This is a genomic window from Sphingobacterium alkalisoli (assembly GCF_005049105.1).
GTDB classification, from domain to species: domain Bacteria; phylum Bacteroidota; class Bacteroidia; order Sphingobacteriales; family Sphingobacteriaceae; genus Sphingobacterium; species Sphingobacterium alkalisoli.
In genome coordinates, this window is sequence record NZ_SUKA01000004.1 from 447066 (window position 1) to 462863 (window position 15798).

At 39.7% G+C, this 15798-nt stretch carries 8 protein-coding genes; 1 reads left to right on the top strand and 7 read right to left on the bottom strand.

From position 1 onward, the window contains the following. Window positions 1-91: 91 nt before the first annotated feature. From FAZ19_RS15000 to FAZ19_RS15015, 4 genes are all read right to left on the bottom strand, one after another. Window positions 92-1303, bottom strand: coding sequence for a DUF5000 domain-containing lipoprotein (locus FAZ19_RS15000; RefSeq protein WP_136821562.1), 1212 nt, complete (start codon window positions 1301-1303; stop codon window positions 92-94). Between the two features lie 18 nt (window positions 1304-1321). Next, window positions 1322-3226: a RagB/SusD family nutrient uptake outer membrane protein gene (locus FAZ19_RS15005; RefSeq protein WP_229707573.1), complete on the bottom strand. Its 1905-nt coding sequence runs from the start codon at window positions 3224-3226 to the stop codon at window positions 1322-1324. 33 nt (window positions 3227-3259) lie between these two features. Beyond that, window positions 3260-6457: a SusC/RagA family TonB-linked outer membrane protein gene (locus tag FAZ19_RS15010; RefSeq protein ID WP_211245512.1), complete on the bottom strand. Its 3198-nt coding sequence runs from the start codon at window positions 6455-6457 to the stop codon at window positions 3260-3262. A 127-nt stretch (window positions 6458-6584) separates the two neighbouring features. Further along, window positions 6585-7724, bottom strand: a complete 1140-nt coding sequence (locus tag FAZ19_RS15015; protein WP_169305664.1) for a LamG domain-containing protein — start codon at window positions 7722-7724, stop codon at window positions 6585-6587. Between the two features lie 595 nt (window positions 7725-8319). Here FAZ19_RS15015 and FAZ19_RS15020 point away from each other — a divergent pair. After that, window positions 8320-12441 carry a hybrid sensor histidine kinase/response regulator gene (locus FAZ19_RS15020; protein ID WP_136821565.1) on the top strand — a complete coding sequence of 1374 codons (4122 nt, stop codon included), beginning with the start codon at window positions 8320-8322 and terminating at the stop codon, window positions 12439-12441. A 58-nt stretch (window positions 12442-12499) separates the two neighbouring features. Here the strand turns inward: FAZ19_RS15020 and FAZ19_RS15025 are convergent, their stop codons facing one another. The 3 genes from FAZ19_RS15025 to FAZ19_RS15035 form a co-directional block, all read right to left on the bottom strand. Next, window positions 12500-14005: a lipopolysaccharide biosynthesis protein gene (locus FAZ19_RS15025; RefSeq protein WP_308423995.1), complete on the bottom strand. Its 1506-nt coding sequence runs from the start codon at window positions 14003-14005 to the stop codon at window positions 12500-12502. Between the two features lie 7 nt (window positions 14006-14012). Further along, window positions 14013-14291, bottom strand: coding sequence for an acylphosphatase (locus tag FAZ19_RS15030; protein WP_136821566.1), 279 nt, complete (start codon window positions 14289-14291; stop codon window positions 14013-14015). 164 nt (window positions 14292-14455) lie between these two features. Continuing rightward, window positions 14456-15625 carry an amidohydrolase family protein gene (locus FAZ19_RS15035; protein ID WP_136821567.1) on the bottom strand — a complete coding sequence of 390 codons (1170 nt, stop codon included), beginning with the start codon at window positions 15623-15625 and terminating at the stop codon, window positions 14456-14458. Between the last annotated feature and the right edge of the window lie 173 nt (window positions 15626-15798).

Here is a 15798-nt window from a genome sequence, read left to right on the forward strand (position 1 = left end):
ATCAATAGCAACAAAAACACGAACTTTGTAATTCTGTTGCTTTTTTTCAAAACATTCATAATATCTTTCTTATTCTGTTATCAATTTTTCATTATCGAGGGTCGCCATACACCTGTACTTCGGCTATACCCATATAGGAAGTGCCTCCCCAGTTTTTTGTACTCCGAATGCGTAAATACCTCACTTTTGGAGCGGTAACTTCAAAATCCCAACTAAGCCCTGCATTGGCTGTTTGGTAATCCTCATTATTTTGCTGTCCAAACGGCAACCCTGAGGGTTTCGTTGCATTGTACTTTCCTAAAAGATGCCAATTATTGAAACTACCATCCACTGGAGGATTATCTGACCCCCATATTTCAAATTCCTTAAGGTTACCCAAATAATAATAGGTACGGGCAAACCCCCCACTAGTATAATATTCGGGATAATCCCATATTACCATCCGACTTAGCTTAGCTATCCGTCCTATATCAAACGTGATGATATGTACTCCGGGATGAGCATTCCGAGTTTGGTAAACTCTCGGCCAATCCATAATATTATTATCCCACATGCCGCTCATGGACGTAGAAGGATTAAACGGTGCATCCCCAGGCAAATTCATACCGACATAGCTTGATTTTGGCAGAGCAGCTTCATAAAGAGGTTTTAAATTGGTATATAGGGTATCCGTATAGTTAAGCCAACGGTCGCGTATGGTGAAAGCGAACGTCTGATCAACTGTATCTAACTTGGCATCACGTAAAATGTATGCAATGGAGTCCGTAGAGGTATACAAACTGTTTGGATGGGTAACCCACTCTCCGTACTCATCCAATTGCATCACCTGTATCGCAATATCGCTTCGTTCAGGATTATCTGTCCGTAGTCTAACGCCGCTAAATGCCGGACTGACTTCCAAGTTTCGAAATACGTCCCAGATTGGTGACTCTAAAGGATGTATTTTCACTAGTACAGGCTCGGAAGCAGTCTCACTCCGATTCACAGCGAACAGCTGTACTTCGTACTCACCTTCATCCGCAAATCCTTCGACAAGGAGCCAATTATTATAATATGAAGATTTCACCTCCATTTTTCGACCAGTCGCCAGTGTATAGACGGCCTTAACATATAAAAGATCTTGTTGTTCAGGCACCGTATAGGTGATTTTTGCCTTTCCCGCTAAATTTTCCACATGTATATTGGTTACCGGATCGGGGGCAGTTCCATTACCCTCCAAAGGCGAACGGAGTCCGTCCTCTCCGCAACCCCAGAGAATTCCGGATAGAAAGCCCACTAAAAGTAGTTTATATATATTTTTCATAACTTTTATTTATTAATATTACCATCCTGGAGATTGTACCAGGTTTTTATTTTGTATCACCGCATTCTCAGATAATGGCCAGAAATAATCCCTTGGTGTAATGAAACGTTGTTGGTAAACGGTATTAATTTGATAATAAGATATTGCATCTTCGCCCTGCATATTCCATCCCGTAATAGCCGCATTCATATATTCAGCCGCTTTCTTCCAGCGTCTTATGTCCCAAAAGCGATGCCCTTCAAACGCTAGTTCAATCAAGCGTTCTTGTCTTATGATTTCTCTTAATCCATCTTTTGAAGTAAACTTAGAAGGATTACTAGAGTAATCTGTCCAAGACTCTTCTACACTTTTTAGTCCTGCACGTTCACGAACTTTATCGATGTATATAAATGCGTCCGCATGGTCTGGCCCGTAAGCTTCGTTCACGGCCTCAGTATATAATAAATATAAATCCGCTAATCTAATCTGCGGCCAAGGGTAGGTACGGTATGATGCTCCCGATGAACTCATGGACTGATTCCAATCTACTAATTTTTTAATAAAATATCCTGTCACATTAAAGTGAAAGGCATGTGTACTTCCTGCATAATCTGTTCTTTTACTTCGCACAATAAAGGTGTTTTCATCAGAATTACTGGGACTATCATATTTGTACCACGTAGATCCGTCGAAAGCTAAGCTGGAATAAAAACGAGGTTCTCGATCAAAGTGCAATCTAGCGGTCTCAAAACCTTCTTCAATATAGAACCGCTCCTGATGTGTAGCTCTACGTAATTGCGCATCATCTGTAAAAGAAAGTGTTTTATCTTCATTAATTGGCACCCCATTTCGTGTATAGAATTGTCTTGCTATCTTTAAAGGAGGTGATAGGATCTTTCTCGCATTATTATGATTGTGATCTAAATGCAGTGGCGGCATCGCTTGCAATTGTAGATCTGCTGTTGTACTATTCGGATTGGCCCAGATATGTTCTGAATTCCATCGCTCACAAACAGCTTGTCTAAGGTCCAACTGAAGTATTGTCGTATCGGACAAGGAAAATGATGTAGGAGGCATCTTAAACAGAATATGCCCGGCTTCCTCGGCTAATAAAATGGCTTCCTTAGCTGCTACAGCTGCTCTTTCCCATTTTGCTATTTCAAATGTCGGATTAAAAAGAGCCTTGCCATCTTTATTTTGATAGCCTGCATAATCTGGGTTACCATTATACAAAGGACTAGCAGCCGTAACCAAGACTTTAGCTTTAATGGCTTTGGCAATAGGTCTCGTTAATCGTCCCAGTTCTAACGTTCTGTCTGTAATTAATAGTGGTAATTTATCTGCCGAAGCATCTAATAACTCCACGATATAGTCCACGCATTCATCGACAGAATTACGAGGTACAGCTACTTCCTCTTTTGTAGCATCGATATCCAAATTTGTTTTTATCAATGGAACTGGTCCATACATCCGCAGCAAAAGGAAGTGATAATAAGCTTTAAGAAACTCCGCTTCCCCTATCCATCTTCTACGCTCCATATCTGTAATATCGCGCACTTTAGTAAGATCGCTTACATTTTCCAAAAAAATATTACAATGCCGAATGGCTTGGTACATACCACCCCAAGAGCTTCTATAGGTATTGGACACGCTTTGATTGCCACGAGCAATCTCAAATGCATCACTGTAAATACTTGTTTGATAAGGTATCCAGATCTCATCACCAGCTAACATCCCTAAATTATTGACACTACCGTCTCTAGGTAGATAATTATACAATGTAAACAAGTACTTTTCTGCCTCATTCCGCAATTTAAAAGCATGTTCTATCGTTGATACATTATCGGGCACAACGTCCAAATAACTATCACACGACTGCGAAGACAACATTACGGTCATCATGGAGACGGTAATCATTGTGTTTTTTATCTTTCTAAGTTTCATCTTTTGAATCTTCTTATTTTCAAATTGTTACAACTAAAAATCCAGCAATAAGCCCACATTATAAACAGACTGTACGGGATAACCTAATCCACGTCCACCCATCTCTACGTCCCACATCTTGAATTTGCTCCACACCCAAAGATTAGAACCACTGAGATAGGCTCGTAATCTGTTGACACCAAAGCGAGCCATTTTTTCTGATGGTAGGTTATAGCCAATCTCCACGTTCTTCAAACGCAGGAAGGTTCCATTCCGCATCCACCAAGTGGACTGATATTGACTGTTTCCGAAGCGTAAGGTATTATTTTGCACAAATTGTGGACTTAATCTTGGCCATAACGCATAGGAATCCCTATTATCTTCAGACCAATGACTTTCAGCTACAACGTCTAACAAACCATTTTGGGCAGAACCATTAATTACAAAAGGAGCAATATTTTCTGCGTTAATAAAGAATGACGAGCGTGCTGATCCCTGAAAAAATAAACTTAAATCAAAATCCTTATAACCAATAGTTCCACCAAAACCGTAGGTAATTTCAGGCGTAGTCGGATGACCAATAGCGACCATGTCGTTCAAGGTAATCTGCCCATCACCGTTCATATCCCGATATTTGATATCTCCCCCCATGTACGTACCGAACTGCTGCGGCGAATTTGCTACTTCTACATCGTCGACAAATAGACGTTCTGCGATAAGCCCGAAAGTCTGCGCTACGGAGTGGCCGGTACGATACAAATAAGACATATTCTCTGGATATTCGAGTTCGTCTTTCTTCAAAATCTTGCTGGTAGCATATGTAAAGTTCCCTCGAATTGTTGTCCACCAATTCGGCGATAAGGTTTTGTTGAAGTTAACAGATGCATCCAGCCCCCGGCTTTCTGCTTCCGCGGTATTCGCTTGCGGAATCCCCCCCATCAATCCCATTGTGGCACTCAGGAAAGAACGTTCTTCTAAGATATTATACCGTCTTTGATGGAAGGCGTCCATTATAATTTCAATCGATCGATTAAATAATGACACATCCATTCCCAAATTGACTTGTCTCGATTTTTCCCAGGTAATACGCTCATTTGCATAACGCGATACAGAAATTCCTGGGCGTGAATAAAAATTATTTTCTCCAAAAGTAGCACCAAAGCCTCCATCATTAAGGTTCACTTCAGACAGATAGAAAAACCGATCTTCCCGACGACCAATCTGATCATTACCGACCCATCCAAATGTACCTCTTAGCTTTAAATCATTTACCGTGTTTAATAAGGGTTCAAAAAATTTCTCATTAGATATCCGATATGCTAAGCCAAAGGAAGGAAAGAATCCAAAACGGTAACCATTAGCGAATCGCTCTGTTCCATTATAACCAAAATTAAATTCCGCTAGATAACGATCATCATAGCCATACGTAAAACGCCCTGATAATCCTTGATTACGTTGTTCCAACGAGGACTGTACACTTCCCGCATTACCTGTTTGATAGCTGGAAAGAATCGTGATTAACATCCCTGAGACGTCATGCTTGTCTCCAAATCTCTTAGCATAATTTAATGCAGCTTCCATATACAGACGTGAATCCAAATTTTTACTCCCTTCAGAATAATTTAGGTATTCCGACCCTGTCACACCAATAGAAGAAGCTCCCCCATCATTTAACACAGTCAAATCGATATTTCCTGATACCGGATTTAAATATGAGCTATAATAAAATGGATTGTATTGCCGAACCACGTTGAAATAAGAATACCGCTTTAAATATCCCATTGCGCGGGCAGAAAGCCCCTCTAGTAGAAATCCAAAATCTTGTTTTATTTCTAACTGAGGTTGCAGGGTTGAGGTTTTATAGACTTCATATCCTCTTACCATCTCAGCATAAGGATTTGATAATAAAGTCGTACTTCCAGAACCGGTTACAGCCCCCCCAAAAAGAGGATGCTCGGTATATGGCGAGAAAGAAGCTGGATAGACCGCGGGAAACATTACTGGATTAGACCATATTGCTCGCTCGAATATATGTCTCCCCCCATGTATACGATTCCCGTTCTCATCATAGCTCCCAACCGGTCCCGTGTAATCATCAAATTGTCCATACATACGAACAGTCGCATCCGTAGTAGGCGTTAAATTAATATCTAAATTAGTACGTACAGAATAGTTTTTCAGTTTAATGTTGCTATTAAAGTTGTTTCTTCCATCTACCTTTAATACACCATTGTCAATATTATACGTACCCGCAACATAGTAACGGGCTCTTTCACCACCGCCACTAGCACTTAGATTATAACCCTGATTAACTGTAAAGTCTTTAATTAACATGTCAATCCAATTGTTATCTGGGTACAAGAGCGGATCTTCATTCATTGCTGTACGATCAATCTTAGTCTGCGAATAGGGAAGTATAGCTAGTGGGTTCCTCGTTAATGCAGCTTCATTTGCCAATGTCATATAGGTTACATTATCTGCAAATTTGAAGTTGCGCGTATTAGAAGACATTCTATTTTCTGCACGGAAACTGAACTTGGTTTTACCTGCTGTACCAGACTTCGTTGTAACTAATATCACCCCATTAGCACCCCTGGCTCCATAAACCGCGGCAGCTGTTGCATCCTTCAACACCGAAAATGCAGCAATATCATCTGCTTGCAAACGCGCTAAGTCATTCGTAGTCGATTCTGCCCCGTCTATTAATATAAGCGGATCAACTTTCCCTGCGCCAAATGATCCCAAACCACGAATAAAAAATTCGGCATTATCAGCTCCTGGTTCCCCACTTTGTTGATAAGCAATCATGCCAGAAATACGTCCAGCCATCATTGTTGTTAAATTGGAGGTCGGTCCTTTTAACTCTTTAGGATTTACAGACGTAATTGAACTAACCAATGACGCTTTCTTTTGCGTACCAAATCCGACCACGACGGCCTCATCTAATTCGTCGCCAACTTTATCATCAAGCTGTATATCGACAACATATACTCCAGCCCCATCCGGTTGATGATCCTGCAATCTTGCTTCTAAAGCCTCGTAAGCAATGTGCTTAAATGTAATAACGGCATTTCTTGGCACTTCGAATTCGTAGTGCCCTTTATCATTTGTAATGCCCAATGTTTTGCCATCCTTGATCGCAACGGTAACGCCTGATATTGGTCCTTCACTTCCCGACACTATCCCTCCTACTCGGACTAAATCACCTTGTGCTAAAGCATTAATAGCCATCAGCATAACACATACTGACATTAATAGCCGTTTACCTAAACATGTTTGTAGATTAAATATCACTTTCATACTGGTTAATAAACATTTTTGGTTCTTTAATAATTGTTTTCATAATTCATCCTTCTATTTACTTTTAAAATTCATTATATTAAGGTATTACATCATAGGCTGCTAAATAGATATTTCTTGCTTGCATTTCCGTCGATTGAGGACCACTGGCGTGACCACCACTGGCTCCTTCCATCTGCATATTAATAATTAACCAAAAAGGCTTTCCTATAAAGTCGCCGGTGTGTGTAGCTTTCTTCTGCCCATCAATATAAAGTTCAGCTGCTACATGGGTTGCAGAGGTCTTATACATGATCAGCTTGTAATTATGCCACGAACCTGCATTTTCTACCACGGTCTTCGTAGTCTGCCACGAGGTATTTTGCCAATTTGGACCGGTTACTGTATTTTGCCAGTTTGTATTATTCCCTTTAAATTCCATGATGTCTATTTCTGGAGGCCAGGTCCATGCTCCAGAAATCCAGAATGCTGGCCAACTGCCCACCATCGTGGGTACTTGAAAATCGCCGCTTACGACCCAATATGGCTTTTCATCGTTTACCAATATTTGCTGCTTAGCATGTATAGCCCCCGAATGATAAAAAATGCGTAGCCAAGGATCGGCCGTACTGTATCCTTCCCAAACTTCCGTTCGATCTGCTCTTATCTTCAATACACCTGCACCATCCAAACTAACTTGATCTTCATACATACGTGCGGAGCCATTGTGGTCGGTGCCCCAAGGATAGAACATTTTCCAATAGGTTTCAAACGTTTGTTGATTGAGAAAAGTAAGGGAATCTAAATATACGGTCGGCTTTGGGTAACTAACGGTCTCAAATGTTACCTGATCGCCATAGAAGATGGTTCCACTTGTTTTTTCTGCAAATGGCCTTACGTAATAGGTCTTTCCTTCCAATAATTTATCCAATCCTACTTCAAACGAGCCGCTTCCCGTAGTGCTTACGGCGAGGGACATTTCGTCTGACTTTGTGGGATTCTCCTTTGTACTATAAACAACTCCGCGTGAGCGGATGTTCTTGTGACCAGCGACTACAGTAAATTTGAGACCGGCATCAAAATAACCTACGCGCTCAAGAGCGTCGAACGTAAAAGTGACAGCTTCCTCTTCTGGAGTCGGAACCTCATCTGTGGAGTCTTCTCCCATCGGGGCGCTACTTTTTCCACAGGCATACACCACCATACATGTTAGCAATAAGATATAAATTTTCATATGCATATTATTGACTTTTAATGGTCAAATGGAATATTCATGTGTGTTTGTGCTTTCGCAAACATGAACATTTCATAAAATACTTAATTGGTTTTACGATAAGATTACTAAATCACTTACCCGATCGAGCGGAAAATGCATTAATAAAATTTGTATACTACTCTATATATTTCCATAATCTGACATTATAATTTTCTTAATTCTTACCCGAACTTCTTTGGTTAGTTTTTATCACATCGAAACAACAGCGATTTATAGTTGACCATTTCGACTTTACAATTATAGGGACTAAAAGAAGTGAAATGGAGGGGGCAATTCACTAAAAAGAGGGGTAAAATTCATCTCATTGTAGATAATCATCGTCCTTGTCGTGGTTTTAACAGATTATTTCAATGTGATGCTAAAAATATGACGTAATTATAAGTTAGCCGAAAATTAAAAAAAGATGGTATGCTAACCGTCGTTACTCTTTGTCAAAATAGTACTTATGTGCAAAGTCTGAAATTCAAGTAATATTAAAAATTGTTAAATAGACATTTGCAAAAAAGGTGAGTTAGTCTTATCTTTATTTGGAGTTTCAATTATAACGCCGCCCTCTATTATGAAATGTATAAAATTTCTCATTGCTATATATGCGCTATGTACCTCTTTAAATTTGTATTCACAGACGAATACTGGATACCTCGGCATAGAGCATGGCTTTTCTAATAATTATGTAACCAAAATCTATCAGGATAAATATGGTTTCATGTGGTTTGGCACGTATGGAGGTCTTAATAGATTCGATGGTTATACCTTTAAGGTATATAAAAACCAGCCTCACAAACAAGAATCTTTACCTGATAACCGCATCACTGATATTATTGAAAATACGGAGGGAACCATCTGGGTAGCAACCAAAGTGGGGGCAGCACTCTTGGAAAAAGATGGTTTACACTTTAAACGACTTCAACTTAAAAAAGAAAGCGGGCAGTTAGAGCACATCGATTTTGCAATCAATCAATTCGCACGCTATCGCAATAAAGCGCTTTTCGCAGCAAGTGAACGTGCCGGACTTCTCAAGCTAAATACTTCGGAAGAAAATGGCATTCCCTTATCCTATACCATCCCGGCTTTAATAGAAGGAGATAAGTCTTTGTCATACCATGTAAGTTCGCTCGCCGTACATAAAGATACACTATGGTTAATCATTCAGCATGTTGGTATATGTTATTATGACGAAGCCGAGGGTATCGTCCGTGTGAAAGCTGCAGGTAATATTACAGCGTCTTCTATGGCTATTTCAGGCGATGGTGACATCTGGTTTGCTAATAACAATCAAGACGTCAGTCGATACAATCCCAGATCGGATAGTTTCTCATTCTATACTATACATAAAGGGCTGTTAAATAACCGGATAGTGAACCTGTATTTCGGTAAAGATCAGAAAATATGGGCTTGTACGGATGGAGCTGGTATTACACGAATCGAACCCCATACAGGCAAAATGGATTATATAGCTCATCAAAAAGACCAAGACGTTTTAACGAGTAATGCGGTCTTCGCCGTTTACGAAGATCACCAATCCCGAAAATGGATCGGAACGTTACGTGGAGGGATTAATATTCTTGATAGCAATAAAGGCAAATTTCAACTTGTCCGGAGCAATTTACAAACAAAAAAAATAAACCCTAGTGACTTTACCCTCTCCTTTGCCGAAGGAAAAAATCAAGATATATGGGTAGGAACGGATGGATCCGGGCTCATGAAATGGGACCGCCGTAGAAACAAATTCAGTGCCTATACGCTTTATTCTCCTTCAAATCCTGTATCGAACCCACTAAACAATGGTTTCGTTACTGGAATCGTATTAGACAGCGATGACGACATCTGGTTGAGCACATATGGTGATGGTATCATTAAATTAAACGAAAAAACAGGTCAAACCTCCCGATATAGTTGTTTTTATCCCAACAGCACCTACCCCAACCAAGCGGTATGGCAACTTTACAAAGATAGCCGGAATAACATTTGGGCGTCTACACTTAATGGGGGATCGGTTTTTATGTTAGATCGTAAAAAAGACCAGTTCATTCCATTGGACGTCGATATATACGATGTAATTAGTATCTATGAAGAGGACGAACATACATTTTGGTTTGGAAGCTGGGCAGACCTGACAAGACTTGACCTATCGACAATGAAAACCAGCACGGTTTCGATTGGAAGCCCGATACGATTTGTTCACAAAGGCGCAGGCAACACCTTATGGATCGGAACAGAAGGAGGAGGCCTTTTGAAATTTGACAAAGTGTCAAAAAAGTACATACGGTTTACGGACGCAGATGGATTAGCAAGCAATACGCTACTCAATCTATTGGAAGACGAAAAGGGTGATTTTTGGATCTCTACCTATAATGGCATATCTAAATTCGATCCGGTTCGACAAACCTTCCAAAACTTTTACGAATCAGATGGTCTACAGAGCAATCAGTTTAGCTATAATGCCGCACTCAAATTGAAAACTGGAGAAATGATATTTGGAGGCATCAGAGGATTTAACATCTTCCAACCTTCACAAATACAGCTCGATATTCAACCACCACGGATAGCAATTACCAATCTATTGATTAACAACAATTCATTCCACCTTTTTGATGAAGAAAAAAAGACCGATCTATCAGCAATCCAGCACTTAACTATTCCCTATAACGAGGCTGTGCTCTCCGTCGGTTTTGCGGCATTAGAATATTCATTTCCAGACAAAATAAAGTATGCTTATTTTTTGGAAGGATGGGACAAAGACTGGAGCTATGTGGATAAACAACGTAATGCATACTACTCTCACCTGAAAGAAGGGACATATACACTTCGCATTAAATCGACAGATGCAAGCGGGATCTGGAACGGCGAGGAGCGTACCATTAAAATTGAAGTATTACCTCCATGGTGGCGTAGTTGGTGGGCATATACAGCATATGCGCTGTCGATAATTTTTGTTCTCATTATATATTTTGTCTACGTAAAGCGCCAGACAAAACTTAAATACAAAGTCAGATTAGCGAATCTGGAAATGGAAAAAGAACGCGAACTCAATGAAAAGAAACTTTCTTTTTTTACCCACATTGCACATGAATTCCGGACACCACTTACATTAATCGTAAATCCGATAAAAGAGATTTTGTATCGAGGAACAACAGTTACAGATGCGCATGCCGACAGCAGAGAGTTGACTAATATATACAATAACTCCAAGAGATTGCTCAGTCTAGTGGACAAACTCTTGCTTTTTCGAAAGGCTGAAAGCGATTTTGACACACTAAGACTGGTTAAAATAGATCTCGTTAACTTATGCCATGAAGTATTTCTATGTTTTAAACAACACGCTGCTTCAAGACAAATCGACTATCAATTCTTATGTGACTTTGCGCATGGAGAAATCTTGGGAGACAGGGATAAACTAGAAATATGTCTATTTAACCTGATCAACAATGCTATCAAATTTACCCCTAGTGGGGGAAAGGTCACGATGTTAATAAAACAAACTGACGATAAAATAGCCATTCAAATCATAGATACGGGTTGCGGTATTCCCGATACGGTGGGAGATAGCATCTTTAAACTTTTCCATCGAGATTATACAAGTAACAATGGAGGTAAAGAGGGATTCGGCATCGGTCTTTTTTTAGTGAAAAAGTTTGCTGAAACCCATCAAGGATCGATCTCCTTCGACAGTCGAAAAGACAAAGGAACCTGTTTCACACTTACGCTATTGAAAGGTGAAGCGCACTTTGCAGGCAACCTTATTTTTGAAGATGTCACGGAACACTCCGTGTTTCTAGACGAATTGATGAGCGAAGTGCAGCAAGATGAAGCGGACGTGAGACAGACAGACCTGGAACAGTTAGATGAAGCAAAAAAAGAACTCGATGATCTTGCTGAAATTGTCACAGACAAGCCCATTATGCTCGTTGTAGACGACAACCACGACATAAGGAAATACATAAAGAAGACATTCGAGAATGACTTTGAGGTCCACGAGGCCGCAGACGGAGAAACAGCCCTCACGTGTTTAAGTAAAATTGAACCACAAATTGTCATCAGTGATGTGGTGATGGGAGCGCTGTCTGGCATCGACCTTTGCGCTACCCTAAAAAAAGATCCTACGCTGAACCATATTCCGGTTATCTTACTTACCGCGAGTTCATCTCCGGAGATCAAACTCAAAGGATTGGAGGGAGGGGCGGATGATTACATCACAAAACCTTTTGATAAAGATATATTGGTCGCTCGGGTCACAAATCTTATTAAAAGTCGAAATAGATTACAAACATACTTCTACAATGAGATTACGTTGCAAGGTGATAACCATAAAGTCTCTGATGAGTACAAAGAGTTTCTTCAACGCGCAATTGCGATTGTAGAACAACACTTAGACAACCCCGATTTCACTGTTAAAATGTTGGCAGAGCAGATCGGTATGAGCCATTCCAACCTATACAAACGCATTAAGTCAATTTCGGATAAATCCGCGAACGAGTTTATCCGTTATATACGGCTAAGAAAAGTTGCTCAACTACTTATAAACACGGATCATAACATCAATGAGGCAGCTTTCGCGGCAGGATTCAGTGATATTAAATACTTCCGCCAACAGTTCTATAAATTATTTGGCCTCAGACCATCAGAATACAAACGCAAATACGGTACGTTGCGAAATCGACACAAATTAAACATGAAATAAGCGAACTCGTAAGGATCACGGGAAGCAAATGAACGCCTTCCATCTAGAGGATGAGTATTTACTGGCCTTTTCTTAAAACCAGTAAAACCGTTTTCTTTTCCATAAGAAAAACCAGAATTAAGAAGGCAACGAAGATACTATTTCCAATCAAGATGCTACTGTCAAATATATTAAACATAAGCCAAGACAAAATAACTCCGGTGATCAGGTAGAACAGTATCTTTTTGAGATTATACGGTATTGGATAATTTCGTTGTCCCCAATAGTAGGACAACCCGACCATTATAAGGTAAGCTACTGTGGTACCAAACACGGCACCGACATACGAATATAGCGGAATCAGCAACACATTTAAAATAATAGTGCAAAGTGCTCCTATACCTGAAATATACAAGGCATAACGCGTTTGATCAGAAAGCTTATACCACACAGAGAGATTCATATATATACCGAGGAGTACATAATTAAATAGCAGTATCGGCACAATAAACAAACCAGACCAGTAAATAGCTTGCTCCGATGCAGATGATCCCTCGATAAAATATTTCAACCAATCGATATTCGCACAGATACCGATCATCACGATGACCATTGCAATGACGAAATAGTCCATGATAAGCGCGTAGATTTTTCGTGCATTCTCGTTCTTGGAATACGAGAAAAAAAATGGTTCGGCGCCTAAACGGAATGCTGTTATAAAAAGGTTAAGAAAAACGGCGATTTTTGCGACCGCTCCATATACTCCTAGATCCCGATCACCGGCCTCACCTAGCAAAAGTTTCGGAAATAGGATTTTGTCTAGGTTCTCGTTAATGATAAATGAAATATTAGCAATCAAGATCGGAAAACTATACCGCAGCATATTATTTATTAATGTGCGATCCGGCTTTAGTTTAAAACGCATCATCTGCGGAATCAATAGTACCAACGTAATTACGCTAGCTATTAGATTGGAGATAAACACATTTCCTATCCAGTCACTCCGATACCAACCAGAGGCAAACGAACTCCAGAATGGATTTGTTTCTTTCCACAAAGGCAACCAGTACAATAAGAATAGATTACAACCTACCAGTATGAAAATATTGATCAACTTTAGTAAGCCATACCGAATAGGCCGACCTTCGGCACGAAGCTTAGCAAATGGTATAACCGCCAAGGCATCGGCGGTAAGTATTACAGCAAAGAGCTTTACAAATTCGATATATTGATCTACTTCATTTCCGTCATCAAGCCATCTTCCAATAGGTTCGGAGAGTGAAAAAACAGTAAAAAGAAACAGTACTGTGGTAATAAGGGTGATAATAAAGCTGTTATTAAAAACATTACCCTTGTCTTTTTCTTCTACCTTTTGTAAGTATCGAAAGTAGGTCGTTTCCATACCAAAGGCCAGAAGCGCATTGATCATGGAGGCGTAGGCATATAAATTGGTAAAGACCCCGTATATGGTGGCAGGAAATTTAGCAACAAAAAAGGGTGTTAGGAGAAAATTTAGCATCCGCGAGATAATGGTACTCATACCATATATCATTGTATCACCCAAGAAACGCTTAACTACCGACACAGTACAACTATTTAATCTTTTTCAGTACCTCAAAATTGGTAAAACCTCTGTTAGCAGATTCTTCATAGGCTACATGCTCTACTTTTGCCCGATCTGGTCCCTCGTGGCAAAATTCAACCAAGGATTCCAATGAAAAGTCATCGCCCTCAGCCTCTATATATACCTTACCATCAGGTTGATTTACAACAAATCCTTTAATACCCAGCTGATCGGCCACAGCTTTTGTCGTGGCTCTAAAGTACACACCCTGCACCTTGCCTGTAACGATGATATTCCAATGCTTCATATGTATCTTCCTTATCTTTCAATGGTCATATGGAATATCCAAACTATATTATTCGTGCTTCATTTTGTTTTTCAAGGGCACTCCTACTACTTCGTGGTCATCAGTGCTGTATGACCCGTACAACCTGGATATTTCATTGAAACAAAAGTAATCAAATAAATGATTTACACGATACGCTCGACTTGTACATTTTTTGTAAATCGGAGTTGATTCATATTTTTCAATAGGACGAGTCCCGGCGTTTTTCCTACCTCTATGGATCCCAAATCAGCGTCCAGTCCGAGCGCTTTAGCTCCATTAAGCGTAGCCCAACGGATACTTTTATTAAGATCGACATCAGGATAATGCGCATGTATTGTCTTAAGTTCTTCTAGCATATCCAACGTATCATTAGACGCTAGGGAATCCGTACCAATGGTTATATCAAGGTTATCTTGTTCTATAATCGGAATTTTTGGAAGCGTATTCTCAATATATAGATTCGCTTTTGGACAAAGACATAGTATCACTTTTTTATTCATTCGATTGATAAAATCGAGGTCTTTTAAAGACATATAGGTATTGTGAACTAGTATAATTTTGTTGCTTGCGGGTAAATATGGAAGATAAGATTGGAGTGAATTTCTTGCTTGCGCTTTGAAGCCCGACATATCAATTCCCTGATCAGCATAAAATGTCAAAAAGTCGCCCATTCTATATCTAAACAATTTATTTTCTTCGTCGCTTTCCTGATTATGTATGCTGATGATATTATCTTCCGCAATAGCTTTTTTGAAAGCTTTGAACATCATCTTTGTACTCGAATAAGGAGCGTGGGGCGTAATTGAGGAATGATCTGCATCAAAATGGAATTCGATATCCCTTGCATGATCTATCTTTGCCTGTAATTCTGCATTATTAATACCAATAACTTCGACAAAGGTGTGGTAAATAATTTTACTTTTTTCTTTTATCGAAGCAGAAATTGCAGAATTAACATGATCGCCTACGGCCTGAATACCGTTTTTAAACATCATTTCATCCGCTTTCTTCATGGCCGACAAAATATTTTTTTCTGTAGAGTTGCGATCTTTGATGACGTTAGAAAGAAAAATCGGGAGACCTGTATGCTGTGGAATTTTTCCAAGCATATGCGACAATTCAAGATGACAATGGGTATTTACAAATCCCGGAATCAGGACACCAGCTAACTTCTTAACTGTCACTCCGTCAGGAATAGAATGACTATCATACACTCCCTCAATAACGCCCTCGCCATTAACAGCTACTACGCCCTGTCTTATTGGGGCGGAACTAACTGTCATTACAATATCAGCTGAATAATAATTAACCATTTATTTTACTTAATAGTCTTGTGTGATGTGTTAATGTCCTCATTCTATACAAGTGGAATAGAATGAGAAATTGAATTTTATAGTAAACTTACAAAAATGATTCCAAAATTAAATTTTATTTTAGGAATAAAAAACAATACCTTTGCCGAATCGATTAGGGGTGCCTCGTTCAA

Bases quoted from the DNA above. Each gene is read 5' to 3' on its own strand.
- FAZ19_RS15000 (WP_136821562.1), bottom strand. From the start codon at position 1,303: ATGAAAAATATATATAAACTACTTTTAGTGGGCTTTCTATCCGGAATT.
- FAZ19_RS15005 (WP_229707573.1), bottom strand. From the start codon at position 3,226: ATGAAACTTAGAAAGATAAAAAACACAATGATTACCGTCTCCATGATG.
- FAZ19_RS15010 (WP_211245512.1), bottom strand. From the start codon at position 6,457: ATGTCAGTATGTGTTATGCTGATGGCTATTAATGCTTTAGCACAAGGT.
- FAZ19_RS15015 (WP_169305664.1), bottom strand. From the start codon at position 7,724: ATGCATATGAAAATTTATATCTTATTGCTAACATGTATGGTGGTGTAT.
- FAZ19_RS15020 (WP_136821565.1), top strand. From the start codon at position 8,320: ATGAAATGTATAAAATTTCTCATTGCTATATATGCGCTATGTACCTCT.
- FAZ19_RS15030 (WP_136821566.1), bottom strand. From the start codon at position 14,291: ATGAAGCATTGGAATATCATCGTTACAGGCAAGGTGCAGGGTGTGTAC.
- FAZ19_RS15035 (WP_136821567.1), bottom strand. From the start codon at position 15,625: ATGGTTAATTATTATTCAGCTGATATTGTAATGACAGTTAGTTCCGCC.